The organism is Pseudomonas sp. BE134, from assembly GCF_031456105.1.
GTDB lineage: Bacteria > Pseudomonadota > Gammaproteobacteria > Pseudomonadales > Pseudomonadaceae > Aquipseudomonas.
Genome location: NZ_JAVDUA010000019.1, coordinates 107,334 through 133,242 on the forward strand (window position 1 = coordinate 107,334; position 25,909 = coordinate 133,242).

General features: G+C 58.5%; 19 protein-coding genes. 4 read left to right on the forward strand and 15 right to left on the reverse strand.

Annotated elements, in window-relative coordinates; genetic code table 11:
* Nucleotides 1-62 precede the first annotated feature (62 nt).
* Entirely contained in the window at nt 63-2,591 is a 2,529-nt protein-coding gene (locus J2Y56_RS17205) for a sulfite reductase flavoprotein subunit alpha (RefSeq protein ID WP_310351540.1), read from the reverse strand.
* 138 nt (nt 2,592-2,729) lie between these two features.
* Complete coding sequence (locus tag J2Y56_RS17210; protein ID WP_310351542.1) at nt 2,730-5,030, reverse strand: TonB-dependent siderophore receptor; 2,301 nt, start codon at nt 5,028-5,030, stop codon at nt 2,730-2,732.
* A 208-nt stretch (nt 5,031-5,238) separates the two neighbouring features.
* Here J2Y56_RS17210 and J2Y56_RS17215 point away from each other — a divergent pair, with 208 nt between their 5' ends.
* Complete coding sequence (locus J2Y56_RS17215) at nt 5,239-5,919, forward strand: Fe2+-dependent dioxygenase (protein WP_150782324.1); 681 nt, start codon at nt 5,239-5,241, stop codon at nt 5,917-5,919.
* The gene (locus J2Y56_RS17220; RefSeq protein WP_310351543.1) at nt 5,916-6,683 is read left to right on the forward strand and encodes a tetratricopeptide repeat protein; all 768 of its coding nucleotides are present in this window, start codon (nt 5,916-5,918) and stop codon (nt 6,681-6,683) included. Before J2Y56_RS17215 ends, J2Y56_RS17220 begins: the two co-directional genes overlap by 4 nt.
* Nucleotides 6,684-6,757: 74 nt before the next feature.
* Here the strand turns inward: J2Y56_RS17220 and J2Y56_RS17225 are convergent, their stop codons facing one another.
* The 5 genes from J2Y56_RS17225 to J2Y56_RS17245 all read right to left on the reverse strand — a co-directional run bounded on the left by J2Y56_RS17225 (nt 6,758) and on the right by J2Y56_RS17245 (nt 11,819).
* Nucleotides 6,758-7,921: a type III PLP-dependent enzyme gene (locus J2Y56_RS17225; RefSeq protein WP_027924486.1), complete on the reverse strand. Its 1,164-nt coding sequence runs from the start codon at nt 7,919-7,921 to the stop codon at nt 6,758-6,760.
* Nucleotides 7,922-8,368: 447 nt separating this feature from the next.
* Nucleotides 8,369-9,526 carry a betaine/proline/choline family ABC transporter ATP-binding protein gene (locus tag J2Y56_RS17230; RefSeq protein WP_007942813.1) on the reverse strand — a complete coding sequence of 386 codons (1,158 nt, stop codon included), beginning with the start codon at nt 9,524-9,526 and terminating at the stop codon, nt 8,369-8,371.
* On the reverse strand, nt 9,523-10,176 hold the full coding sequence (locus J2Y56_RS17235; RefSeq protein WP_310351545.1) for an ABC transporter permease: 654 nt from the start codon (nt 10,174-10,176) through the stop codon (nt 9,523-9,525). Before J2Y56_RS17235 ends, J2Y56_RS17230 begins: the two co-directional genes overlap by 4 nt.
* A gap of 12 nt (nt 10,177-10,188) precedes the next feature.
* Nucleotides 10,189-11,082 (reverse strand): glycine betaine ABC transporter substrate-binding protein, encoded by an 894-nt coding sequence (locus tag J2Y56_RS17240; RefSeq protein WP_007942811.1) that lies wholly within the window; start codon nt 11,080-11,082, stop codon nt 10,189-10,191.
* A 20-nt stretch (nt 11,083-11,102) separates the two neighbouring features.
* Entirely contained in the window at nt 11,103-11,819 is a 717-nt protein-coding gene (locus J2Y56_RS17245; RefSeq protein ID WP_007942810.1) for an ABC transporter permease, read from the reverse strand.
* 489 nt (nt 11,820-12,308) lie between these two features.
* Here J2Y56_RS17245 and J2Y56_RS17250 point away from each other — a divergent pair, with 489 nt between their 5' ends.
* A complete protein-coding gene (locus tag J2Y56_RS17250) occupies nt 12,309-13,892 on the forward strand; it encodes a peptide chain release factor 3 (RefSeq protein WP_310351548.1) in 1,584 nt (527 codons plus the stop codon).
* A gap of 340 nt (nt 13,893-14,232) precedes the next feature.
* Complete coding sequence (locus J2Y56_RS17255; protein ID WP_007942807.1) at nt 14,233-14,487, forward strand: hypothetical protein; 255 nt, start codon at nt 14,233-14,235, stop codon at nt 14,485-14,487.
* A gap of 124 nt (nt 14,488-14,611) precedes the next feature.
* Here J2Y56_RS17255 and J2Y56_RS17260 read toward each other — a convergent pair whose 3' ends face one another.
* The 8 genes from J2Y56_RS17260 to J2Y56_RS17295 form a co-directional block, all read right to left on the reverse strand.
* Nucleotides 14,612-15,592, reverse strand: a complete 981-nt coding sequence (locus J2Y56_RS17260) for a peptide ABC transporter ATP-binding protein (RefSeq protein WP_007942806.1) — start codon at nt 15,590-15,592, stop codon at nt 14,612-14,614.
* Nucleotides 15,592-16,560, reverse strand: a complete 969-nt coding sequence (locus J2Y56_RS17265) for an ABC transporter ATP-binding protein (protein ID WP_310351551.1) — start codon at nt 16,558-16,560, stop codon at nt 15,592-15,594. The genes J2Y56_RS17260 and J2Y56_RS17265 overlap by 1 nt, the downstream gene beginning before the upstream one ends.
* 10 nt (nt 16,561-16,570) lie before the next feature.
* Complete coding sequence (locus tag J2Y56_RS17270; RefSeq protein ID WP_007942803.1) at nt 16,571-17,494, reverse strand: ABC transporter permease subunit; 924 nt, start codon at nt 17,492-17,494, stop codon at nt 16,571-16,573.
* A 10-nt stretch (nt 17,495-17,504) separates the two neighbouring features.
* On the reverse strand, nt 17,505-18,515 hold the full coding sequence (locus J2Y56_RS17275; protein ID WP_007942802.1) for an ABC transporter permease subunit: 1,011 nt from the start codon (nt 18,513-18,515) through the stop codon (nt 17,505-17,507).
* 72 nt (nt 18,516-18,587) lie between these two features.
* Nucleotides 18,588-20,183 carry an ABC transporter substrate-binding protein gene (locus tag J2Y56_RS17280; RefSeq protein WP_310351556.1) on the reverse strand — a complete coding sequence of 532 codons (1,596 nt, stop codon included), beginning with the start codon at nt 20,181-20,183 and terminating at the stop codon, nt 18,588-18,590.
* A 77-nt stretch (nt 20,184-20,260) separates the two neighbouring features.
* On the reverse strand, nt 20,261-21,673 hold the full coding sequence (locus J2Y56_RS17285) for an OprD family outer membrane porin (protein WP_007942800.1): 1,413 nt from the start codon (nt 21,671-21,673) through the stop codon (nt 20,261-20,263).
* A 174-nt stretch (nt 21,674-21,847) separates the two neighbouring features.
* Nucleotides 21,848-23,449 (reverse strand): ABC transporter substrate-binding protein, encoded by a 1,602-nt coding sequence (locus tag J2Y56_RS17290; RefSeq protein ID WP_007942799.1) that lies wholly within the window; start codon nt 23,447-23,449, stop codon nt 21,848-21,850.
* 306 nt (nt 23,450-23,755) lie between these two features.
* On the reverse strand, nt 23,756-25,381 hold the full coding sequence (locus J2Y56_RS17295) for an ABC transporter substrate-binding protein (RefSeq protein ID WP_007942798.1): 1,626 nt from the start codon (nt 25,379-25,381) through the stop codon (nt 23,756-23,758).
* Nucleotides 25,382-25,909 lie beyond the last annotated feature (528 nt).

A 25,909-nucleotide genomic window follows, 5' to 3' on the forward strand; every position in this document is an offset into this window, starting at 1 on the left:
CAATGTGTTGAATGTTAAACCGTCATCGCGAGCAAGCTCGCTCCCACAGGGGATTGGTAGCGTCAGTAGACGTCGCGGCGGTAGCGACCCTGTTCGATCAGCCGATCTACCTCAGCAATCCCGAGCACCTCGTTGAGCACGTGATCCACGCCCGACGCCATCCCTTGCAAGCTGCCGCAGATGTAAATGACCGCGCCATCGGCCAGCCATTTCTTCAGCTCATCGGCTGACTCACGCAGGCGATCCTGCACATAGATCTTTTCGGCCTGATCCCGCGAGAACGCCAGGTCGAGCCGCTCCAGGTCGCCTGAAATCAGCCACTCTTCCAACTCATCGCGGCACAGGTAATCGTGTTCCCGATGACGTTCACCAAACAGCAGCCAATGCCGTTGTTGCCCATCGGCAATCCGCGCCTTGAGCAAACTGCGCAGCCCGGCGAGGCCGGTACCGTTGCCCAGCAGGATCATCGGTACCGGTTCGGCCGGCAGATGAAAGCCACTGTTGCGCCGCACGCGCAGGCTGATGGAACCACCCACGGGCGCGTGTTCGGTCAGCCAGCCGGAGCCGATGCCCAGGCTGCCGTCGGCGTGCATTTCCTGACGCACGATCAACTCCAGCACGCCATCAGCAGCAATCGAGGCGATGGAGTATTCGCGCATGGCCAACGGCACCAGTGCATTGAGCAATGCCTGAGCGTGCAGGCCGACCAGATGGGCTCTGTTCTCAGGCAGTTGGCGCGTGGCGAGCGCTTGTTCCAGAGGTTGTGACAAGCCATCAAACTCAACAGTGGCACGACCGTCGATGCCCAAACCATCGAGGAAGTGCTCGATGGCCCACGGGCAATTACGCGGCAGCACTTCCACCAGATCACCGGCCAGCCAACTGCTGGTGGAGGGGGCGCAGAGGCCCAGCAAGTACACCGGAGAACCGATGCTGTCCGGGTTCATTAATTCGCGGCTGACCAGTGTCCAGTTGTCGTAGCTCGGTGCTTGCCAGGTGTCGACCGGTGTCTGTCCGGTCAACAGACCCAGTTGGTGCTGCCAGTGACGCAAGGCGTACGGGTCGCCGCTGTCGACTTCTACCGGCGCGAACAACGTCTTGCCGCCATGCTCACCCAGCCAGGTGTGCAAGCGTCGGGCGAAGCCGCAGAAGTGTTGATACTGGCGATCACCGAGGCCCAGCACTGCATAGTTCAGGCTTTGCAGGCTCGATGCCCGACCCAGCACCTTGCGTTCGAACCCGCGTGCACTGTCCGGCGCTTCGCCGTCACCGAAGGTGCTGACCACGAAGAGCGCGTTATTGGAATCCAGTAAATCCTGTTCGCTGACACTCGCCAGCGGTTGCACCTTCACCGGCAGTCCGGCGGACTGCAATTGTCCGGCTGTCTGCCATGCCAGTTGCTCGGCAAAACCGCTTTGGCTGGCGAAACCGATCAGCCACGCGGGTGCATCGCTGCCCGGTTGTGCGAGGTCTTTGCGTGCGTTCTTGATCTGTTTTTTCTTGCGTCGGCGATCCAGGTACAGCAACCAGCCCGTGACGAAAAACAACGGCATGGCCAGCGAGCTGATCATCAGGAGGATCCGCCCGACCATGCCGAAGTAGCTGCCGACGTGCAGCGCGTAGATGCTGGTGAGCAATTGCGCCTTGAGGCTCTTGTCGCTGTAACGATCGTGCTGCTTGACGATGCCGGTCGCCGGATCGAGGGTGATCTGGTTCAGGGCACGGTCGTGGGGGGAGGTTTTCAGCAGGTAGAACACAGTCGCCGGTTGGCCGGCTACGGGCGGCATACGGACGTTGTAAGCGCTGAGTTCCGGGCCTGCGGCGCTGTAGACGCTGCTCCAGATGGCCGAATAGTCGGCGGTTGGTGGCGGACCGCTCGGCGCAGGACCGCGACCACCACGAACTCGCTCGTTTTGCGGTGCGTCGGACAGCAGACGGGTCAGGCCTTTGTTGTACCACTCATACGACCAGAACAACCCCGTCAGCGCCGCCAGGAGGTAAAACACCAGGCACCAGGTTCCGGCTATCGAGTGCAAATCCCAGTTGAAGCTGCGACCCTTTTTCTTCCAGTCCAGGGTCAGCCAGGCACGCCAGCTTTTCCACTGGCGCGGCCAGCGCAGGTACAGGCCGGACAAGCAAAAGAACACCAGAATCAGCGTGCACGCGCCGGTGATGTTGCGGCCGGTGTCGCCCATGGCAAGGAAGCGGTGCAGTTGCAGCATCAAGCCGAAGAAATCCTGGCCGGTGGCGTCGCCCATGAACTCGGCGGTGTACGGATCGAAGTAGCGCATCTCGCCACGGCGTTGGCCCGGTGGCGGGGTGAAAAACACCTTGGCCGCATTGCCGCTGTCGGTCTCGACGGAGAGCATCGAGACTTTTTTTCCGGACGCGGCTTCGATACGCTCAACCAGTTCGACGGGCGGCAGGACGCCGGCAACCTGCTTCTCGACCTGCAACACAGAAGGGTTCAGCACACTCAGGATTTCATCCTGAAACGATACCGTTGCCCCGGTGATGCCCATCAGGGCCAGGACCAGCCCGGCACTGATGCCGAAAAACCAGTGCAACTGGAACAGGGTTTTCTTCAACACGTCGCTCGCCTTGTTCGTTCAAAAAATGTCATCACGGCGCGCATTATGCCGTGGGTTGTCGAGAAGCATTCTTTTTTACACACAAAAGCCCCGTTCATGTAGATGAACGGGGCCTGGCGTTATTGCCAGCCACTTCGATCAGAAGTGGAAGTTGGTGCTCAGCAATGCCGTACGGCCCGGCGCCTGATTGGCGAAGTGGGTCGAAAAGGCTTTGTCGTAATACGTTTCGTTGGTCAGGTTCTGCACGTTCAGCTGCAGGTCGATATTTTTGGTCAGCTTGTAGGCCGCCATCGCGTCGTAACGAACGTAGGATTCAACCATGGTGGTGTTGGCCACGTTGCCGAATACGTCGTCGACATAGAACGCACCGCCACCGACCGTCAGCCTTGGCAGGACCTGATAGGTCGTCCACAGGCTGGCGCTGTTTTTCGGTGTGTTAGGCAGTTCGTTGCCATCGTTGACTGCACCGAGCGGGCCGCCGTCGATTTGCTCGCTGTCCATGTAGGCGTAACCGGCGAACACTTGCCATTTATCGGTGATCCTGCCGGTGGCCGACAGTTCGATACCCTGGACGCGGGTTTTGCCGGCGTTTTCATAGGTGTTGGTATTGACTTGAACGCGTGCGTTCTCTTTCTCGGTGCGGAAGATGTCGGCGGTCAGCGAAAGCTGATCATTGAGCAGATCCCACTTGGTACCGATTTCGTAGTTCTTGGTGGTTTCCGGTTTCAAATCGTTATTGACGGTGCCGCCGCCCAAAGGATTGCCTTCGGAGCCTTCGCTCAAGGTGTTGCCCGGTGGTATGGCCGAGGTCGCGTAGGACGCATAGATGCTGCCGTTTTCCGCCGGTTTGTAAACGACGCCGAACTGCCCGGTGACAAACTCACTGGTGTCTTTGTCTTTGGCAGTGGTCACACCGGACCCATCGAAGGTTTTGTAGTCGGTTTCGAAATGGTCGTAGCGCAAGCCCATGTTCAACAGCCACTGCTGGGACAATTCCAGGGTGTCGAACACATACATCGCGTACGTGTCGGCCTTGGTGTCGGTGCCGGCGTAGTTACGCGAAATCGCACCGTTCCATGGATCGTTCGGGTTCGGGTTGGACAGCGAGGTGCAGTTGTAACCGCTTGGCGCGCCGATCAACGCCGGGTTGCAGGTGTTAGTCACTGCCGCTGTTCGCGGGGTGGTGTCGGTGTTGACACTGTACGAGGATTTCTGGCTCTCCTCGTGGGTGTACTCGACACCGGTGGAGTAGCTGTTCTTGAACCCGGCGATGTAGATATCACCAAACAGATCGGTCTGGTTGGTCGTGGTCTCGGTGTTGCTGACCCGGGTGTTAGCCCGACGCCAGACGGTGCCATTGTTGACGTTGCCCTTGCTGTCGTCCGGCTGGGTCAGGATGTAATCCTGCATGCTGCTACCGTGACGCAAGGTGTTTTTGACGGTCATCGCGTCATTCAGATCGTGCGCGATGGCGAAGGTCGAGATATCGGTGCGGCCTTTGCGAAAGTCACGGTCATTGAGGCCGTAGAAGTTTGTGCTGTCGCCGCCGTCGTCCGGTTTGTCCGGGTTGGATTTGGTCCGGGCAGCCGAACCTGCGGTCGGAATGGAGTAAGGAATGCCCGAATCCGGCGTGTCGTTATTTTCCAGATGGTAGTAATCGAGGTTGACGCGGGTGTCGGTGCCCAGGCCGAAAGCCAGCGACGGTGCGATGCCCCAGCGGTCGTAGTCGACGCTGTCACGGCCGGCGACGTTGCTTTCGTGGCTCAACAGGTTCAGGCGGCCCGCGGTGGTGTCATTCAACTGATAGTTGCCATCCATGGTGTAACGCTGGGTCTGGTCCGAACCCCAAGTAAAACCACCATCAAACGAGTCGCCCAAATGAGCCTTTTTGCTCACCAGGTTGATGCTGCCGCCAGCAGCGCCACGGCCACCGATGGCCGAGTTCGGGCCTTTGCTGACTTCAATCGATTCGACGGCGAAGATTTCGCGGCTCTGCGAACCGGTGTCGCGCACGCCGTCCAGGTAGGTATCGCCCTGCGCGTCGAAACCGCGAATGAACGGACGGTCGCCCTGGGGGTTGCCACCTTCACCGGCACCAAAAGTGATGCCTGGAACGGTACGCAGCGCGTCCTGCATATTGAGGGCGCCCGTGTCCTTGATGACTTGTTGCGGGATGACGGTGATCGAACGCGGAGTATCGACCAAGGGCGCTGTGTACTTGGACGAGTTGGCTTTTTCGACGAAGTAGGATGTCTCGTCCTGAGCCTCGCCAGTGATGGCGGTAGCGCCCAGCGACAGCACATTACTCGGTGCTTTTTCGTCGGCTTTTTCCGCCGCGAAAACCATGTGACCCGCAGAGCCGGCGGTAATTGCCATGCCAATGGCCGATGCGAGCAGACGTGGTGAGCTGACCGGTACGTGTGGTTGTTGACGCGACATTTTGAATTCCCTTCCCCAAGGATTTGAGGCCGCGGAATATAGGGTAGACGCGTATTTGTATCAATTGCGAAACGTTACTATTCGCGAAGAATTTACATTCTTTACAATTTAACCTTACGGTTTTTGGTGTTTCGTCCGTCGTGAGGGTTTTACTTGAGCAATAAGAATCAATACCATTGGCGCCCCTTTGGTCTCAGGTGTCTTTGCCATGCTGTTGCACATTCCCGGCTTGTTCGCGAAAGAAGAAGTGCAGCGCATTCGCGAGGCTCTGGAGCAGGCTGATTGGGCGGACGGCAAGATCACCGCCGGTTATCAGTCGGCCAAGGCCAAGCACAATCTACAGCTGCCTGAAGGCCATCCACTGGCCAAGGAAGTGGGGGCGGCGATGCTCGAACGCTTGTGGAAAAATCCACTGTTCATGTCAGCCGCGTTACCGCACAAGGTTTTTCCCCCATTGCTGAACTGCTACACCGCCGGCGGCAGTTTCGATTTTCATATCGATAACGCGGTGCGCCAGCCCAAGGGCAGCATCGAGCGGGTGCGCACCGATCTTTCGGCAACGCTGTTCTTCAGCGAGCCCGAGGACTACGACGGCGGTGAACTGGAAATCCAGGACACCTTCGGCACCCAGCGCGTGAAGTTGCCGGCGGGCGACATGGTCTTGTATCCCGGCACCAGCCTGCACAAGGTCAACGCCGTCACACGCGGCACGCGTTACGCCTCGTTCTTCTGGACCCAAAGCCTGGTGCGCGAAGACAGTCAACGCGCCTTGCTGTTCGAGATGGACGGGGCGATCCAGCAGTTGACGCAGGACATGCCGGATCATCCATCGTTGATTCGTCTCACCGGCACCTATCACAACTTGCTTCGCCGCTGGGTCGAGGTATGAGTTATCAACTGCGCCGCGAGGAAGTCCTCGACGGTGATTCCCTCAAGGCCATGCTGGAGGAAAGCCCGGCGCGCGCAGCCCAGGCGATTTTGATGGCGGCTCGCGAGGGCGTACTCGATGCCCAGGCCTTGCTGGGGCAGATTCTGCTGGACGGGAACGGCATCGCACAGGATCAGGCGTTGGCGTTGCGCTGGTTCGTGATCGCAGCGCGTGGGGGGCACCTGATGGCGCGCAACATGCTCGGGCGTTGTCATGAGCATGGCTGGGGTTGCGTCGCTGATGCCTCGATTGCCGCGCAGCATTATCGGGTCGCAACAGACGCCGGGCTGGATTGGGCGATGTACAACTATGCCAATCTGCTGGCGACCGGACGAGGAGTGATTAAAGATCAGCAGCAAGCGCTGAATCTCTATCGCCGTGCCGCCGAACTCGGTCATGCGAAATCGATGAACCTGCTCGGACGTTATCTGGAAGAAGGGCACGTTTGTCCGATGGATCTGTCGGCAGCTCGCGACTGGTATCGACGTTCAGCAGTCGGGGGGGATTTTCGCGGGCAGTTCAGTTATGCCGCTGTGCTGGCCGAAGAGGGAAATACTGAAGAGGCGCTGGCCTGGTTGCATAAGGCGTTGGCCGGTGGAAATCTGAATTTCCTGCGAGTCGCGATCAAGTCGTTGTTGAATGCCTTGAATCCACAAATCCGCGAGTTGGCAGTGATCTATGCCTTGCGCATTGACGAACTAGAGCTGCAACTGACACCTCTTTAACGCAGACACAAAAAAGCCCATGACACGTCATGGGCTTTTACTTGCAGCTTGCAGCTTAAAACTCGCAGCTGCCCTTAAACGTAAAACGACTTCAACGGCGGGAAACCATTGAATTCAACGGCGCTGTAGCTGGTGGTGTACGCACCGGTCGACAACCAGTACAAACGATCACCAATCGCCAGGTTCAGCGGCAGGCCGTACTTGTAGTTTTCGTACATGATGTCAGCGCTGTCGCAGGTCGGGCCGGCGATGACGACTTCTTCCATCTCGCCTTTCTTCTCGGTCCAGATCGGGAACTTGATGGCTTCGTCCATGGTTTCGATCAGGCCGGAGAACTTGCCCACGTCCGTGTACACCCAACGCTCTACAGCGGTACGGGATTTACGCGCTACCAGCACCACTTCACTGACCAGGATGCCAGCGTTGGCGATCAACGAACGGCCTGGCTCCAGAATGATTTCCGGCAGGTCGTCACCGAAGTCTTCCTTGAGGAAACGGATGATTTCTTCAGCGTAGGTTTCCAGGCTGTTGGTGCGGGTGATGTAGTTGGCCGGGAAACCGCCGCCCATGTTGATCAGCTTGAGGTGAATACCGTCTTCTTCCTTCAGGCGTTCGAAGATCACTTTGACCTTGGCGATAGCCGCGTCCCAGACGCTGATGTCGCGCTGTTGCGAGCCGACGTGGAACGAGATGCCGTAAGGCACCAGGCCCAGGTCACGGGCGAGGATCAGCAGGTCCATGGCCATGTCGGTCTGGCAGCCGAATTTGCGCGACAAAGGCCAGTCAGCGGTGGTCGAGCCTTCGGTGAGGATGCGCACGTAGACTTTCGAACCCGGTGCGGCCTTGGCAATGTTGCGCAGGTCGGCTTCGGAGTCGGTGGCGTACAGACGCACGCCCTTCTCGTAGAAGTAGCGAATGTCTTTGGATTTCTTGATGGTGTTGCCGTAGCTGATGCGATCCGGGCCGACGCCCTGGTTCATCACTTTGTCGAGCTCGTAGATCGACGCGATGTCGAAGTTCGAGCCTTTCTCTTTGAGCAGGTCGATGATTTCGACGGCCGGGTTGGCCTTGACCGCGTAGTAGACCTTAGCGAATTCGAAACCGGCGCGCAGGTCGTCATAGGCCTGGCTGATCATCGCGGTGTCGATCACCACGAACGGGGTTTCTTGTTTGTCGGCGAAGGCCTTCATTTTGTTGAAGGTATCGCGCGCGAAATAGTCTTCGACGTTGATCGACATGCTGGGAACTCCTACTGGCAAACTGAAATTAACAATGGGTGCAAATGAACGTCCTCCGTATCCCCACTTTGGTTCGCCTACTTCCCAAGGCATGTCGCCGAAAGCAAAAAGGCCATGGGAAGCGGTGCTTTCCCTTGGCCTTGCTGTCTCGTCGTCAGTACTTGAGCCGGATGGATCGTTTCCAGCATGGACGTTCGGCGCGAACTTTAGGGCGTGAGGAGCTTGAGATCAACAAAAAATGTCGCGTTTTTACACGGTTCCGTCGTGTGGTCCCTGACAGCTACTGATGTAACCGACCTGCATGACAGTGTGATGTTCCCTCAAATGATCGTTCCCACGCTCCGCGTGGGAATGCATCAAGAGACGCTCTGCGTCTCAAAGGGTGGACGCAGAGCGTCCGGGGAGGCATTCCCACGCGGAGCGTGGGAATGATGAGCAGTAAGGGGATCAGGCCAGTGCAACTTCCGCTGGCGAAACAATACTGGTCTTGCCCCCACGGGACTTACCGGAGCTTAGATACTCGGCAATCGATTCCTGAGTCACCTCACCCAGGAACACCCGCTCCGCATCCAACACCGGCAGCCACGAGCGGTTGAACTCGTACATGCGCGACAGCAGGATGCGCAAATGCTCGTCGTACGCGGCGGTAGCGTTGAACTCACGCAGATACTGCGCGCAAGTCCCGGCCTGACGGTGCAGGTCGCGACGACGCACATAACCCAATGCCTTGTTGTCAGCACAGGTGACCACCACATAACGACGGTCCAGCTCGTCCATCAACTCCAGCGCTTCAGCGACCGGCGTTTCCGGGCTCACCGACGGCGCGTTGTCCGCCGCGTCTTCGGCTTTCACCAGCAACAGACGCTTGAGCGTGCTGTCCTGACCGACGAAGTTGCTGACAAAATCATCCGCCGGGTGCGCCAGCAGCGTGTCCGGGTGATCGATCTGCAACAGCTTGCCGGCGCGGAAGATCGCAATCTTGTCGCCCAGCTTGATCGCTTCGTCGATGTCATGGCTGACCATGATCACAGTCTTGTTCAGCGCGCGCTGCATCTCGAAGAACTCGTTCTGGATCATTTCGCGGTTGATCGGGTCGACCGCGCCGAACGGTTCGTCCATCAGCAACAGCGGTGCATCCGCCGCCAGTGCACGAATCACGCCGATCCGCTGCTGCTGACCGCCGGACAACTCGCGCGGGTAGCGATTGAGGTATTGCTTGGGCTCCAGCTTGATCATGCTCATCAACTCGCGGGCGCGGTCGTGGCATTTCTGTTTGTCCCAGCCCAGCAGGCGCGGAACGATGGTGATGTTTTCCTCGATGGTCATATTCGGGAACAGACCGATCTGCTGGATCACGTAGCCGATGTTGCGGCGCAGGGTCACTTCGTCGAGGTCGGTGGTGTCTTCGCCGTTGATCAGGATCTTGCCCGAGGTCGGTCTGATCAGGCGATTGATCATCTTCAGCGTGGTGCTTTTGCCGCAGCCCGATGGCCCGAGGAACACACAGATTTCGCCTTCATTGACGGTCAGGCTTACCGAGTCCACGGCTTTGACATCTTTGCCGTTGCTTTGGAAGGTCTTGCTGAGGTTTTGAAGTTCGATCATTTGAGTAATCCTTTTGGGGTCAGCGTACGTTGCAGCCATTGCAGAAGCAGGTCGGCGAAGATGGCAAGGAGACTGACCAGCACGGCGCCGACGATCAGCATCGACATGTCACTGCGGCTGATGGAAGCGAGAATGAGGACACCGAGGCCACCGGCGCCGATGGTGGCGGCGATGGTCATGACCCCGATGTTCATGACCACGGCGGTGCGCACACCGGCCAGAATGACGGGCACGGCAATCGGCAGTTCAACCATGCGCAGGCGCTGGCCGAAGGTCATGCCGATGCCGCGCGCGGCTTCGCGAATGCCCGGTTCCACGCCGGTGAGGGCGAGGTAGGTGTTACGCATGATCGGCAGCAGCGAGTACAGAAACACGGCGGTGATCGCCGGCATCGGGCCCAGGCCTTGGCCGAATTTGGAGTAGAACGGCAACAGCAGGCCAAACAGGGCAATCGACGGTACGGTCAGCAGCACCGTGGCGCTGGCCTGCAAGGGACCTGCGAGCGTCGGGAAGCGCGTCATCAGAATGCCCAGCGGCACGCCGACCAGGATCGCCAGGGTCACGGCGATACCGACCAGGGTGATGTGTTGCCAGGTCAGATGCAGGACCAACGGCCAGTCGAGATGGAAAAAGGCGTTCAAAAATTCCATGTCTTTTCCTCCTCAGTTGATGGGGTGTTGGCGCAGGAAATCGGCGGCAACGGATGAAGGGCTTTCGTGATCGACATCGACCCGCGCGTTGAGCTGGCGCATGGTGGCGTCATCGAACAGTTCGGCCAGCGGTTTGAGTTCTTCGGCCAGTTTTGGATGTGCATCGAGGTAAACCTGACGCACCACCGGCGCGGCGGTGTAGTCCGGGAAATAGTGCTTGTCGTCTTCGAGCAGTTTGAGCTTGAAGGCGTTCAATCGCCCGTCAGTGGTGTAGACCAGACCGGCAAACACTTGGCCATTGCGCAGGGCGGTGTAGACCAGCCCTGCGTCCATCTGGCGGATGTTGTTGCGGGTCAGGTTCATGGTGTACAGGTCGACCATGCCGTCCAGACCGTCGGAGCGGTTGGCGAACTCGGTATCCAGCGCGACCAGATGATTGCCTTTCTGCTCTGCCTGCAACACCGTGTTCAGCTCGCTGATGGTGTTGATCTGCGGGTAAGCCTTTGCGGTGGTTTCCGGCAGGGCCAGGGCGTAGGTGTTGCTGAACTTCGACGGGGTGAGCCAGACCAGGCCTTTTTTCGCGTCGAGTTCTTTCACCTTGGCGTAGGACTGAGCGCTGTCGAGTTTGTCGGTGACATGGTTGTATGCCACCAACGACACGCCGGTGTATTCCCACATCAAATCCAGCTGGCCACTTTCCTGGGCGCTGCGGGCCAGGTTGCTGCCCAGACCACCGGTCACCTGGGTGTCGTAACCCTTGGTGCGCAGGTATTGGGAGGTGATTTCCGCCAGCAGGGTTTGTTCAGTGAACACCCGGGCGCCGATGCGGATTACCGGTTTTTCAGCGGCTTGGGCAAATCCTGCGAACAGCAGGACGCAGCCTAGTAAAAAGCTAAATGTCTTCATAAAGATTCCTTTGCCGAGGCTTAAGACGGGCGCAAGCCGCGTTCGAGCCAGAGGCGGCTGGCGAGTGTCACCAAGCCATCGAGCAGCAAGGCCAGCAGGGCGGTGCAAGCCGCGCCGAGCAGCAGTTGCGGCTGATTGTTCAGGGCGATGCCGGGGAAAATCAGGCTGCCCAGGCTGTTGGCGCCGATCAGGAACGCCAGCGGCGCCGTCCCGACGTTGATCGCCAGTGCCACACGCACGCCACCGATAATGATCGGCACGGCGTTCGGCAGTTCGACTCGCCACAGCACTTGGGTCGGGGTCATGCCGATGCCGACCGCCGCTTCTTTGAGCGAGCCCTGAACGTTTTTCAGGCCTTCATAGGTGTTGCGCACAATCGGCAACAGCGAGGCGAGGAACAGGGCGAAGATCGCAGGGCCGCTGCCGATGCCGAGGATGCCCAGGGCGATGGCCAGTACGGCGAGAGGCGGCACGGTGTTGCCGATGTTGAAGAGCTGCATGAAGCGTTCAGCGCGTCCCACCATGGTCGGGCGACTGAGGAAGATACCGGCGGGGATGCCCACAACAAGGGCGGCCAGCATGGAAGCGAGGACGAGAATCAGATGAGCTTGCAGGTAAAACAACAAATCGTCGCGGTAATGTTCGATCGTGTTGATGCCAATCCAGTGGATCAGCAGGGCCAGAAGGGCGACGACAACCGCACCTCCTATTAGCCCTTTGCCATAGCGAATAGCCACAGGCGGACTCCTTTTTTCTTTGTCGGCGAACGCAGTCCCGTGTGGCTGTCCATTCCTGGCTGCCGGGAAAATCAACGTTCGCGAGAAGCAGCTCTTCATGTCGGTAAAACCGCATGAGTTCGAGCCATTAGCGCAGCCTCGTCAGGCTAACTTGCTGATTTTTCAGCCCCTGGTACGAGTGCTGTAACAGGGGAGTGGACGTCTGCACCTTTTAAAAGGTTCCATAATTAACAGCATTTAGCCACCCCGCATCTCGCATTACCCCTGTAGCAGCTGCCGAGCCCGCGAGGCTGCGTTCGGCTGCGCAGCAGTCGCCGGATCGTTACACGGGACCTGTCTCAAACACCGCAGCGTATGGTTTTACGACGGCTTCGCCGCCGAACGCAGCCTCGCAGGCTCGGCAGCTGCTACAGGCGAACGGTGGTTCGTAGGTCATGTTTTGAGCTATACTCGCCGCCCTTTTTTGAATCACCTGCCAGGCGATTTCCCATGACCAAACAGGCCGCCGAAGTCGCGAAACGCCGCACTTTCGCCATTATTTCCCACCCCGATGCCGGTAAAACCACCATCACCGAGAAGCTCTTGCTGATGGGCAAGGCGATTGCGATTGCGGGCACGGTGAAGTCTCGCAAGTCCGACCGCCATGCCACCTCCGACTGGATGGAAATGGAAAAGCAGCGTGGTATCTCGATTACCACGTCGGTCATGCAGTTCCCGTATCGCGATCACATGATCAACCTGCTCGACACCCCGGGCCACGAAGACTTCTCCGAAGACACCTACCGCACCCTGACAGCGGTGGACTCGGCCTTGATGGTGCTCGACGGCGGTAAGGGTGTAGAGCCACGGACCATCGCGCTGATGGACGTTTGCCGTCTGCGTGACACGCCGATTGTCAGCTTCATCAACAAACTCGACCGTGACATCCGCGACCCGATCGAACTGCTCGACGAAATCGAAGCGGTCCTGAAGATCAAGGCAGCGCCGATCACCTGGCCGATCGGTTGCTACCGCGATTTCAAGGGCGTTTATCACCTCGCCGACGACTACATCATCGTGTACACCGCTGGCCACGGCCACGAGCGCACCGATGTGAAAATCATCGAGAAACTCGACTCCGATGAAGCCCGCGCGCACTTGGGCGACGAGTACGATCGCTTCGTCGATCAGCTGGAACTGGTGCAGGGCGCCTGTCACGAATTCAATCAACAGGAATTCCTCGACGGCCAACTGACCCCGGTGTTCTTCGGTACAGCCCTGGGCAACTTCGGTGTCGATCACGTGCTCGACGCCGTGGTCAACTGGGCGCCGAAACCGCTGGCCCGTGTGGCCAACGAGCGCACCGTGGAACCGGTCGAAGAGAAATTCGCCGGCTTCGTGTTCAAGATCCAGGCGAACATGGACCCGAAACACCGCGACCGCATCGCCTTCATGCGTATCTGCTCCGGCAAGTACGAAAAAGGCATGAAGATGCGCCACGTGCGCACCGGCAAAGACGTGCGGATCGGCGACGCGCTGACCTTCTTCTCCTCCGAGCGTGAGCAACTGGAAGAAGCGTTTGCCGGCGACATCATCGGTTTGCACAACCACGGCACTATCCAGATCGGCGACACCTTCACCGAAGGCGAAGTCCTGGGCTTCACCGGTATCCCGCACTTCGCCCCGGAACTGTTCCGTCGCGTGCGCCTGCGTGATCCGCTGAAATCCAAGCAACTGCGTCAAGGCTTGCAGCAACTGGCCGAAGAAGGCGCGACGCAAGTGTTCTTCCCCGAGCGCAGCAACGACATCATTCTCGGCGCCGTGGGTGTGCTGCAGTTCGATGTGGTCGCGAGCCGCTTGAAAGAGGAATACAAGGTCGAGTGCTCTTACGAGCCGATCACCGTTTATTCCGCGCGCTGGATTGATTGCGACGATAAGAAGAAGCTTGAGGAATTCCGGGTCAAGGCCGTGGAAAACCTTGCAATCGACGGCGGCGGTCACCTGACCTACCTGGCCCCGACGCGGGTCAACCTGGCGTTGATGGAAGAGCGTTGGCCGGATGTGAAATTCCGTGCGACCCGTGAGCATCACTAAGCGTTGAGTCGAAACACCGAAAACCCCGTTGCGAAAGCCGCGGGGTTTTTTGTTTTCAGCGCGGTTAGATCGTTCCCACGCTCTGCGTGGGAATGCCGCCCGGGACGCTCCGCGTCCCAGAAGCGGACGCAGAGCGTCCATTGAGGCGTTACCACGCAGAGCGTGGGAACGATCACAATAACGATTCGAGATAGCGGTTATTCAAAACCAATCTCCCCGCCAATGGCATTTCTGCCGCCTCGTTAGCCTCCTATCTGGAGAACCTAGCTGATCGGAACTAGATTTCAATTAGCGTCAGTCCGGCGCCCAAGCGTCACCCCCAAAAAGGATGGATTCGGCTATGAGCATTTTTCAACGCATTGTGCTGTTGCTTAAGGTTTTAGTGATGTTGTCAGTGGGGATGTCGGCTGCATGGGCAGAGTGCCCGGACCATGAGAAACAAGCGTCGAGCGAGCAGGTGGCACATTCGAGCTTGATGATCGCCAAGTCCGACTCAGAGCCAGGGGACCAAGATCAGGGTGGTAGCAAGGGCGATGACGATTCGACCACTGAAGAGCCGGACACCGACGACGATGAAGGTGACAGCATGTCGTAACGGCCCCACAAAATAAAACCCCCTCTGCTCCGATAGTTACGCAATCGAAGTAGAAGGGGTTACTGAGCAGATCGCATTTCACTGTGGGAGTTAGCCGACCGGAGCCGGCTCACTCCCACAGTTTTTACGCCGCTCCGTCGATGAACTGCTCGGCGTAATGGCAAGCCACCTGGCGGCTGTCGAGCAGGCGCAAGGCCGGCTCTTCAGTGCTGCAACGCTCGGTCGCGTACGGGCAGCGTTTGTGGAATGCGCAGCCGGACGGTGGGTTCAGCGGGTTGGGCAACTCGCCGACGATCTTGATTTTCGGCTTGTTCGGGTCCGGGTGAATGGTCGGCGTGGCCGACAACAGCGCCTGGGTGTACGGGTGCAGAGGACGCTCGTAGATGTCGTTCTTCGGCCCCATTTCCACCGGGCGACCGAGGTACATGACCATCACGTCATCGGCAACGTGTTGCACCACGGCCAGGTTGTGGGAGATGAACACGTAGGCGGTGTTGAACTCTTGCTGCAAATCCATGAACAGGTTCAGCACCTGCGCCTGAATCGACACGTCCAAAGCCGAAGTCGGCTCATCCGCGACCAGCACTTTCGGTTGCAGCATCATCGCGCGGGCCAAGGCTATCCGCTGACGCTGACCGCCGGAAAACATGTGCGGATAACGCTGGTAGTGCTCGGGACGCAAGCCGACCTGCTTCATCATCGCCTGCACTTTCTCGCGACGTTCGGAGGCGCTCAGGTTGGTGTTGATCAGCAGCGGTTCGCCGAGCTGGTCACCGACTTTTTGCCGAGGGTTCAGCGAAGCGTAGGGGCTCTGGAACACCATCTGCACGTCTTTGCGCAGTTGTTTGCGCTGGGCCTTGTCGGCTCCGGCGACTTCCTGGCCGGCGATTTTCAAGGAGCCGGAGGACGGCTCTTCGATCAGCGTCAGGGCTCGGGCGAGGGTGGATTTGCCACAACCCGATTCGCCTACAACGGCGAGGGTCTTGCCGGCTTCCAGTTCGAAAGACACACCGTTCAGGGCGCGTACGGTCGCATGCCCCTTGAACAGGCCACGGGACACTTCGTAGTGACGGGTCAGGTCGCGGGCGGTAAGTACGACGGCCATTACGCCACCTCCTGATTCAGCGGGTAGAAGCAGCGGGCAAGGCTGTTGCTTTTTTGGTCAAGGGCTGGACGTTGCTGACGGCAGGTTTCCTGCACGTACGGGCAACGCGGCGACAGCAGGCAACCCTGCGGACGGTCATAGCGACCTGGAACGATGCCCGGCAGCGTGGCCAGACGCGTGGCGCCCAGGCTGTGTTCCGGAATCGCCTTGAGCAAGGCTTCGCTGTACGGGTGCGCCGGAATGTCGAACAGCTGGGGCACTTGACTGACTTCAACCGCTTGGCCTGCGTACATCACGCACACGCGCTGGGCGGTTTCGGCCACGACGGCGAGGTCGTGAGTGATCAGCACCAGGCCCATGTTCTGCTCTTTCTGCAACGCCAGCAGCAGGTCCATGATCTGCGCCTGAATTGTTACGTCCAGGGCGGTGGTCGGTTCGTCAGCGATCAGCAGTTTCGGTTCGCCGGCAATTGCCATGGCGATTGCCACACGCTGGCTCATGCCGCCAGACAGTTGGTGCGGGTAGGCGTCCATACGGCTCGCGGCGCCGGGGATTTCCACTTTTTCCAGCAGCTCGATGGCACGTTTGCGGGCGGCCTTGCCGGACATTTTCAGGTGCAGGCGCAGTACTTCTTCGATCTGGAAACCGACGGTGTAGCTGGGGTTCAGCGCGGTCATAGGGTCCTGGAAGACCATGGCCAGGTCTTTTCCGACGATTTGCCGACGCTGACGGTTGCTGAGCTTGAGCATGTTCTTGCCGTCGAAATTCAGGGCGTCGGCCGTGACGATCCCCGGATGTTCGATCAGGCCCATCAACGCCATCATGGTCACGGATTTACCGGAACCCGACTCGCCAACGATGGCCAGGACTTCGCCCTTGTCCACGGAAATGTCGAGCCCGTCGACTACCGGAACGGCGGTCTTGTCGCCGAAACGAACGTTGAGATTCTTGATTTCTAACAGTGACATTTGAATCTCCTCAGGCGGCGTTCTTGAGTTTCGGGTCCAGCGCATCGCGCAGGCCGTCGCCCATCAAGTTGATTGCCAGCACGCTGAGCAAAATGGTCAAGCCAGGCAGACTGACGACCCACCAGGCGCGTTCGATGTAGTCGCGAGCCGAAGCCAGCATGGTGCCCCACTCAGGGGTTGGCGGTTGTACGCCAAGGCCGAGGAAGCCCAGTGCGGCGGCATCGAGAATCGCCGAGGAGAAGCTCAAGGTGGCCTGAACGATCAGCGGCGCCATGCAGTTAGGCAGCACGGTGATGAACATCAGGCGAGGAAGTGTGGCACCGGCCAGGCGCGCAGCGGTCACGTAGTCGCGGTTCAGTTCACCCATCACCGCGGCGCGAGTCAGACGAACATAAGACGGCAGGGACACCACGGCGATGGCGATCACGGTGTTGATCAGGCCAGGGCCGAGGATGGCGACAATCGCCACAGCCAGCAGCAGGGACGGCAGGGCCAGCATGATGTCCATCAGACGCATGATGGTCGGGCCGAGCAGGCGCGGAAAGAAACCGGCGAACAGACCCAGCAGGATCCCCGGAATCAGCGACATCACCACCGACGACAAACCGATCATCAGCGACAGGCGCGAACCAGCAATCAGGCGCGACAGCAGGTCACGACCCAATTCATCGGTGCCGAGCAGGAACTGCAACTGCCCGCCCTCCAGCCAGGCTGGCGGGGTCAGCAGGAAGTCACGGTACTGCTCGCTCGGGTTATGCGGGGCAACCCACGGCGCGAAGATCGCGCAGAAAATCACCAGTGACATGAACATCAGGCCGGCGACGGCGCCTTTGTTGCGGGAAAACGCGTGCCAGAATTCTTTGTACGGGGACGGGTACAGCAGGCTTTGATCGACTGTTACCGCTTGATTCTGAGTTGAAGCTGGAGTGGTCATGGTCATGATCTCAGCGCTGGTGACGGATGCGTGGGTTGGCAAAGCCGTAGAGGATGTCCACGACGAAGTTGACCACGATCACCAGGCAGGCGATTAACAGGATGCCGTTTTGCACGACTGGATAATCTCGGGCGCCAATGGCTTCGATCAGCCATTTGCCGATGCCGGGCCACGAGAAGATGGTTTCGGTCAGAACCGCACCCGCCAGCAATGTGCCGACTTGCAGGCCGACCACGGTCAGTACCGGAATCAGCGCGTTACGCAGACCGTGCACGAACACCACGCGCGACGGCGACAGGCCTTTGGCACGGGCGGTACGGATGTAATCCTCGCGCAGTACTTCGAGCATCGACGAACGGGTCATCCGCGCAATAACGGCCAGCGGGATGGTGCCGAGCACGATGGCTGGCAGGATCAAGTGATGCAGGGCATCGAAGAATGCACCGACGTCATCGGCCAACAGTGTGTCGATGAGCATGAAACCGGTGCGCGGCTCGATGTCATAGAGCAGGTCGATCCGCCCGGACACCGGAGTCCAGCCCAGGCTCACCGAGAAGAACATGATCAGGATCAGGCCCCACCAGAAGATCGGCATCGAGTAGCCCGCCAGGGAGATGCCCATCACCCCATGATCGAACAGCGATCCTCGCTTGAGTGCTGCGATCACCCCGGCCAGAAGGCCCAGGATGCCGGCGAACAGCAGCGCGGCCATGGACAGTTCCAGGGTCGCGGGGAATAGCGAAGTGAATTCAGTCCACACGCTTTCACGGGTACGCAGCGATTCGCCAAGGTCGCCGTGGGCCAGTTTGCCGATGTAGTCCAGGTATTGGGCATACAGCGGTTTGTTCAGACCAAGGCGTTCCATTGCCTGAGCATGCATTTCGGGGTCGACTCGACGTTCGCCCATCATGACTTCTACGGGGTCGCCGGGAATCATGCGAATCAACGCGAAAGTCAGCAAGGTGATGCCGAAGAACGTGGGGATCAATAACCCCAATCGGCGGGCAATAAAACTAAACATCTTCTGGTGTACCTCATCAGCCGGTTCGGCGTGCCCGGCATTCCTGGGTCAGGAATGCCGGTAGTTTCTTATCTACTTCACCTGGGTGGTGGCGAAGTTATTAGTGGTGAGCGGGCTAATGTGATAGCCCTCTACGTTGTTGCGCATTGCAGTAAACATACGGGTGTGGGCCATGCTGATCCATGGCTGGTCCTGATTGAAAACCTCCTGGGCTTGCTCGTAGAGCGCGGCACGTTCCTCCGGATTCACTTTAGTCCGTGCCTCGTCGATCAGTGACTGGAATTTCTCGTTGCACCAGCGCGCGTAGTTTTCGCCGTTCCTGGCTGCTTCGCAACTCAGCATAGGCGTCAGGAAGTTGTCCGGGTCGCCGTTATCACCCGCCCATCCGGCGGAAACCATATCGTGCTCGCCGTTTTTCGCACGCTTGAGCATTTCGCCCCATTCCATGACGCGAATATCGACCTTGATCCCGACCTGAGCCAAGTCAGCCTGCATCATCTGTGCACCGAGCATCGGGTTCGGGTTGGTCGTCCCGCCGCCGTTGCGGGTGAACAGTGTAAACGTAGTGCCTTCTGGTACACCCGCTTCCTTGAGCAAGGCGCGGGCCTTGTCCAGATCACGCGGCGGGTTTTTCAGGGTGTGGTTGTAGCCCAGCAGGGTGTCAGGGTACGGGTTGACGGCCACGGTTGCATTGCCTTTGCCGAACAAAGCATTGACATAGGCGGCCTTGTCGAACGCGATGTCGATGGCTTTACGCACGCGCACATCGCTCATGTATTTGTGCGAGGTGTTCATCGCGATATACGAAACGGTCATCGCGTTCAGCTCATCAACCTTCAGGTTGGTGTCTTTCTTGATGCTCGGGATGTCATCGGGCTTGGGATACAGCGCGATCTGGCATTCGTTGGCCTTGAGTTTTTGCAGGCGCACATTGTTGTCGGTGGCAATCGCCAGAATCAAGGCTTCAGCGGGTGGTTTGCCACGGAAATACTCCTGGTTGGCCTTGAAGCGAACCTGGGCGTCCTTGTTGTACCGCTGGAACACGAACGGGCCGGTGCCGATGGGCTTGTTGTTCAGGTCGCCGGTCTTGTTCGCCTTGAGCAACTGGTCGGCATATTCGGCGGAGTAGATCGAGGAAAAGGCCATGGCGATGTCCGCCAGGAACGGCGCTTCGCGACGGGTCAGGGTGAATTTGACGGTGTTGTCGTCGACTTTCTCGACGCTTTTGAGCAGTTCCTTGAAGCCCATGCTTTCAAAGTACGGGAAGCCCACGCTCGACAGTTTGTGCCATGGGTGGTTCGGGTCCAGCTGACGCTGGAAACTCCAGACCACGTCGTCGGCGTTCATGTCGCGGGTCGGCTTGAAGTAATCGGTGGTGTGGAACTTGACGCCTTTGCGCAGGTGGAACGTGTAAGTCAGACCGTCTTCACTGATGTCCCAGGAATCGGCCAGTGCCGGAATCACCTCGGTGGTGCCTGGCTTGAAGTCCGCCAGGCGATTGAAGAGGGTTTCAGCCACGGCATCGGCGGTGACTGCAGTCGTGTACTGGACCATATCGAAGCCTTCCGGGCTGGCTTCGGTGCAGACCACCAAGGGTTTGGCCGCGACGCCAACAGCGACACTCAGCAACGCGGCCGCAATGGCCGCACGTAGGGGAAGCATTTTCATCAAGAACCCTCTGCAATCGGTTAAAGGTCAAAGCCCAGCGGCCGATTCGTCACTGAATCAGCCGTTGGGCAGGTGCATCACAGAATGTTGAACGGAATGGTGGTCACCAGGCGGAACTCGTTGATGCTGCCGTCACCCTGGTTTTCGCTGGCACGGTGAGCGGTGTAGGTCACGCGAACAGTGGAGGCCTGGAACGGGCCGCTCTGAATGGCGTACGTGGAACCGATGCCGTATTCGTAATGATGTTCGCCGTCCATGTTCTTCACGTCGTAAGCCGTGCCGGTGTAGTGAGTACCGGTGATGTCCCAGCCGCGAGCCTGGTAGATGTTGAACTTCAGGCCAGGCACGCCGTATTCAGCCATGTTCAGGCCGTAGGCGACCTGGAAGGATTTCTCGTTCGGGCCGTTGAAGTCCGACAGCAGGGAGTTGGCCAGGTAGATACCGTTGGTTTCGTGCAGGTAGTCGAAGTACTCGTTACCTTCCACTTGCTGGTACGAGAAGGTCAGGGTATGAGCCTGGTGAGTCAGGCCGAACGACAGGGAGTAGGTGTCGTTGTCGATGTTGCCGAGCAGGGCCTTACCTTCTTCCTGGGTTTTGTAGTAATTCAGGCCGGTGTTGAGACTCAGCACCTGGCTGTCGCCCAGGATGTGATTGGCGCCGAAGTAGTATTGGTTCCAGATGTCTTCCGCCTGGGTCGCCCACAGGCTGGTGGTCAGGCTGGCGAAGGGTGTGAAGGTGATACCGCCGGTATGAACGTGATCGGTTTCAACGAAGCTGTTGGCGTATTCGCTACGGAATTTACTCAGGCTTTCTTCGGTTCGCGGTGAGTTGCGATCGAAAGTGCCCAGGTCAAAGGCCAGGTTGTTCAGCTCTTCACTGTGGATCGCCACACCCTGGAAGCTCGAAGGCAGCGCACGGTTGCCGATGACATCGACCATCGGGCTGCTGAAGTTCATGCGGCCAGCGGTCAGGGTGGTGTTGGAGACGCGGGCCTTGACGTTGGCCAGGCCCAGCTTGCTCCACTGACCTTGAGCGTCGCCGCCTTCTTTGGTCAGGGTACGGTTGTTGCCCGCGCCTGGACGGGTGCCCGGTGCGCCACCGTTGTTGGAAGCCAGGTTCTCGCGATCGCGCTCCAGAGCAATTTCGTTGTAGGCGGCCACTTCGGTACTCAAGCCCACGGCGCCTTGGGTGAAGCCGGAGTTGTACTTGACGATGGTGCCTTGAACCCAGTTGATACGGCGATCCGTCGGGGTGGCTACACCGTTTTTGAGGTAAGTGAACTTGCTGCCGCGATGCAATTGTTCGTTGGCGTACCAGTTACGTGTGGTGCCGCTGATGGACTGGCCTTCGACAAAGCCGGTTGCGTCGGCTTGTGAGCTTTTGGTGTTGACCGTCACCGGGGTGAATTCCTGGCTCTGGGTTTCTGCGTAAGCCGTGGCGGTTACGCTGCTGATGGCTAAGGCCAATATCGCGCTGCTGCTCAGTTTCATGGGTGAAGCTCCTCAGTTTCTTTTTTTATTAATGCCGGTCTTATTGGGTGATCCGGCTATTTGGTTTAGAACGCAAACAAGGCTTCGCAAACGTTTGCTGTACGCCGGACTGGCGAATTTCGGCAATACGCTTGCGTGAGGGCGCAATGCGCCCCCAGCGTTCTGGCTAATCGGTTATTGGTCGATACTGACGCCCGAGAACACGTTGCGGCCGAAGGGGCTGACTTTGAACCCTTCGACTTTGGTGCTTAACGGCTGGTTAACCGTCGAGTGGGCGACTGGCGTGATCGGTACCTGTTGTTTGAGGTACTGCTGCGCCTGTTTGTAGAGCACGGTGCGCTGGTCCCGGTCGGTAACGACCTTGGCCTGCTTGATCAGCTTGTCGTAAGCCGGATCGCACCACATGGAGTAGTTGTTGCCACCAATGGCGTCGCAGCTGTAAAGCGTGCCGAGCCAGTTGTCCGGGTCCCCATTGTCACCGGTCCAGCCGATCAGGCTGATGTCGTGTTCGCCATTCTTGGTGCGCTTGATGTACTCGCCCCATTCGTAGCTGACGATCTTCACCTTGAGACCGACTTTTGCCCAGTCAGCCTGGAGCATTTCCGCCATCAGCTTGGCGTTCGGGTTATAGGGGCGCTGAACCGGCATCGCCCATAGAGTGATTTCGGTGCCTTCTTTCACGCCGGCAGCCTTGAGCAATTCCTTGGCTTTTTCCGGGTTGTAGGCGGCGTCTTTAATTGTTTCGTCATAAGACCATTGGGTCGGCGGCATGGCGTTGACGGCCAGCTGCCCGGCGCCCTGGTAGACGGCGTTGAGAATGCTTTGCTTGTTCACCGCCATGTCCAGCGCCTGACGCACTTCGAGCTGGTCGAAAGGCTTGTGCCGAACGTTGTAGGCGATGTAACCGAGGTTGAAGCCTGGCTTCTCGATGAGCTGGAGTTTGGTGTCGTTCTTCAGCGCAGTCACATCGGCAGGACGCGGATGCAGGGTGATCTGGCACTCGTTGGCCTTGAGTTTCTGCACCCGCACCGAAGCGTCGGTGTTGATGGCGAAAATCAGGTTGTCGAGCTTGACCCGGCTCGGGTCCCAGTACTGCTTGTTGCCGGTGTAACGGATGTTGGAGTCTTTCTGGTAACTCTTGAAGACAAACGGGCCAGTGCCGATCGGCTTCTGGTTGATGTCGCTCGGCTTGCCCTCGGTCAGCAGCTTGTCGGCGTATTCGGCGGACAGGATGGCCGCGAAGCTCATGGCGATGTTCTGGATGAACGCGGCGTCGACGCTGTTGAGCGTCATGACCACGGTCAGCGGCCCGGTCTTTTCGACCTTGGCGATGTTCTTGTTCAGGCTCATCCCGTTGAAGTACGGGAACTCGGTCGGATACGCCTTACGGAAAGGTTGTTGGGGGTCGAGCATGCGATTAAACGTGAACAGCACGTCATCGGCGTTGAAGTCACGGGTTGGCGTGAAGTATGGAGTGGTATGAAACTTCACCCCTTCGCGCAGGTGAAACGTGTACTTGAGGCCGTCCTCGGAAATATCCCAGCTCGTGGCCAGGCCCGGTACGACGTTGGTGGCGCCTTTTTCAAACTCGGCCAGCCGGTTGTACAGCGGTTCGGCGGCGTCGTTATCTGTTGCAGTGGTGTACTGCGCCGTGTCGAACCCGGCGGGGCTCCCTTCGGAGCAGAACACCAGGCTGTTACTGGCGGCCAGGCTAATGGAACTGGCGGCCAACAGGCCGGTGCCCAACAATGCGGATAAAACCAAGGTATGACGCATGACGCTCCCTCTTGTCGTTCACGAGTGTTTTGGCAATGAGCCGCCGTTCCGTCCTGGAACGTGGAGGTTCATTGATCTCAAACCATGCTTGCAGCAAAACCGACAGCCCACGCATGAGCTGGTCAGAACTCGACGGTAGGGACCGTAGGTCTGGCAGTAAATGCGTAGAGTCCTAAAGACTCGTAGGAAATGGCAACGCGTCCGACGCAGCAGCGGTAGTACGCGACGGAATTTGGTGTAAGAGATTTCCTACTTTGTCGGCAGATAAAACAACGGCGACGTCAGAAACGTCGCCGTTGCAATGCCTTACTTGCTGACGCTGACGCCGTAAAAGGAGTTCAAGCCAAATGGGCTGATCTTGAAGTCCTGCACGTTGTCGCGCATAGGCTGGAACACCGTCGAGTGAGCGATAGGTGTCATTGGCACTGCATCTTTGAGGACGTGTTGTGCCTGTTTGTACAGCTCGGTGCGCTTGTCCTGATCAGTCGTGCGCTTGGCTTCCTTGACGATGCCGTCGAACTTCTTGTCGCACCACTTGGAGAAGTTGTTGCCTTCCAGCGAATCGCAACCGAACAGCACGTTCAGCCAGTTGTCCGGATCACCATTGTCGCCGCTCCAGCCAATCAGCATCGCCTGGTTTTCGCCACCTTTGGAGCGCTTGATGTACTCGCCCCACTCGTAGCTCTGGATCTTGACCTTGAGACCGATCTTGGCCCAGTCCGACTGCAGCATTTCTGCCATCAGCTTGGCGTTCGGGTTGTATGGACGCTGTACCGGCATCGCCCAGAGAACGATTTCGGTGCCGTCTTTTACGCCGGCTTCCTTGAGCAGCTCTTTGGCTTTCTCAGGGTTATACGGCGCATCCTTGATGGTGGTGTCGTAGGACCACTGGGTCGGCGGCATGGCGTTGACGGCCAGTTGGCCGGCGCCTTGGTACACGGAGTCGATGATTTGTTGCTTGTTGACGGCCATGTCCAGTGCCTGGCGAACCTTCAGGTCAGCCAGCGGGTTTGCATCGGTTTGACCCTTGACCTTGTCCATCACGTTGTAGGCGATGTAACCCAGGTTGAAACCAGCCTGGTTAGGCACTTTCAGAGTCTTGTCTTCCTGCAGCGCCTTCAGGTCGGCCGGACGCGGGAACAGTGTGATCTGGCACTCGTTCTTCTTCAGCTTCTGGATACGCACCGACGGGTCGGTCGTGATGGCGAAGATCAGGTTGTCGATCTTGACGTCGTCCGGCTTCCAGTAGTCCTTGTTCCCGGTGTAGCGGATGTTGGAGTCTTTCTGGTAGCTCTTGAACACGAATGGACCAGTGCCGACCGGCTTCTGGTTGATGTCGGCGGCTTTGCCTTCTTTCAGCAGCTGGGCGGCGTACTCGGCGGACTGCAGCGACGCGAAGCTCATGGCCATGTTCTGGATGAACGCGGCATCCACTTCTTTCAGGGTGAACTTGACTGTTTTGTCGTCGACTTTATCGACCTTGGTGATGTTGGTGTCCATCCCCATGTCGGTGAAGTACGGGAATTCAGTCGGGTAAGCCTTACGGAACGGGTCATCCTTGTTAATCATGCGATTAAAGGTGAACAGCACGTCGTCAGCGTTGAAATCACGAGTCGGCTTGAAGTACGGGGTGGTGTGGAACTTGACGCCGTCGCGCAGGTGGAAGGTGTACGTCAGGCCGTCGGGGGAGATGTCCCAACTGGTCGCCAGACCAGGAATCACGGCGGTGCCGCCGCGCTCGAACTGGGTCAGACGGTTGAACATGGTTTCTGCCGAGGCGTCGAAGTCGGTGCCGGTGGTGTATTGACCTGGATCGAAACCGGCCGGGCTACCTTCGGAGCAGAACACCAGGTTAGTCGCGGCTTGGGCGAAGGGTGCGCTAGCTAACAAGCTGGCGCCGAGCAAAAACGGAATGACCGCGTTTTTAAGCATGGTGGCCTCATGATTGTGGCTTTTTTGGAATTATAGGACGACCTCGTGAGTCGGCCCTGCGGATACTTATGCAGGGGCCATACCCAATGCAAGATCCTGAACGAGCATAGGCGTTAAACAGTGGCACGTACGTACCTTAATGTCGCATATGTGTAAATCCACGCGCATTTGACCGTTTGCGCAGGGTTTTTTCGGTGCAACCGGGTGCACCTCTGCGGGTCAGTCGCGACATTCTGTGCGCCCGGCTGGAGCGAGGTGTTACTTATTTATACCCGCAGTTTGGGGGCGGGATACTCTGGGCGGGCATGTCAAAAAGGGGCGGGCGGGCTTGTCGGGGCGCTGCGATGGCGGCCTGATAGCCGACCATTCTCTTGCAGGTGTACATATCCATTCCGCGGTAACGGCGGATGGCGGTTTCGCCCTTACGGCGACTCACTTGTGCGCCCAGCATGGGCGCCATCCTAGAGGTGAAAGTCCTCTCTTGAGCTGGCCACAGCGAATGAAGCGAAGCGCAACTGCATGAGGGTG

Bases quoted from the DNA above. Each gene is read 5' to 3' on its own strand.
- J2Y56_RS17210 (WP_310351542.1), bottom strand. From the start codon at position 5,030: ATGTCGCGTCAACAACCACACGTACCGGTCAGCTCACCACGTCTGCTC.
- J2Y56_RS17215 (WP_150782324.1), top strand. From the start codon at position 5,239: ATGCTGTTGCACATTCCCGGCTTGTTCGCGAAAGAAGAAGTGCAGCGC.
- J2Y56_RS17220 (WP_310351543.1), top strand. From the start codon at position 5,916: ATGAGTTATCAACTGCGCCGCGAGGAAGTCCTCGACGGTGATTCCCTC.
- J2Y56_RS17225 (WP_027924486.1), bottom strand. From the start codon at position 7,921: ATGTCGATCAACGTCGAAGACTATTTCGCGCGCGATACCTTCAACAAA.
- J2Y56_RS17230 (WP_007942813.1), bottom strand. From the start codon at position 9,526: ATGATCGAACTTCAAAACCTCAGCAAGACCTTCCAAAGCAACGGCAAA.
- J2Y56_RS17235 (WP_310351545.1), bottom strand. From the start codon at position 10,176: ATGGAATTTTTGAACGCCTTTTTCCATCTCGACTGGCCGTTGGTCCTG.
- J2Y56_RS17240 (WP_007942811.1), bottom strand. From the start codon at position 11,082: ATGAAGACATTTAGCTTTTTACTAGGCTGCGTCCTGCTGTTCGCAGGA.
- J2Y56_RS17250 (WP_310351548.1), top strand. From the start codon at position 12,309: ATGACCAAACAGGCCGCCGAAGTCGCGAAACGCCGCACTTTCGCCATT.
- J2Y56_RS17255 (WP_007942807.1), top strand. From the start codon at position 14,233: ATGAGCATTTTTCAACGCATTGTGCTGTTGCTTAAGGTTTTAGTGATG.
- J2Y56_RS17260 (WP_007942806.1), bottom strand. From the start codon at position 15,592: ATGGCCGTCGTACTTACCGCCCGCGACCTGACCCGTCACTACGAAGTG.
- J2Y56_RS17265 (WP_310351551.1), bottom strand. From the start codon at position 16,560: ATGTCACTGTTAGAAATCAAGAATCTCAACGTTCGTTTCGGCGACAAG.
- J2Y56_RS17270 (WP_007942803.1), bottom strand. From the start codon at position 17,494: ATGACCACTCCAGCTTCAACTCAGAATCAAGCGGTAACAGTCGATCAA.
- J2Y56_RS17275 (WP_007942802.1), bottom strand. From the start codon at position 18,515: ATGTTTAGTTTTATTGCCCGCCGATTGGGGTTATTGATCCCCACGTTC.
- J2Y56_RS17280 (WP_310351556.1), bottom strand. From the start codon at position 20,183: ATGAAAATGCTTCCCCTACGTGCGGCCATTGCGGCCGCGTTGCTGAGT.
- J2Y56_RS17285 (WP_007942800.1), bottom strand. From the start codon at position 21,673: ATGAAACTGAGCAGCAGCGCGATATTGGCCTTAGCCATCAGCAGCGTA.
- J2Y56_RS17290 (WP_007942799.1), bottom strand. From the start codon at position 23,449: ATGCGTCATACCTTGGTTTTATCCGCATTGTTGGGCACCGGCCTGTTG.
- J2Y56_RS17295 (WP_007942798.1), bottom strand. From the start codon at position 25,381: ATGCTTAAAAACGCGGTCATTCCGTTTTTGCTCGGCGCCAGCTTGTTA.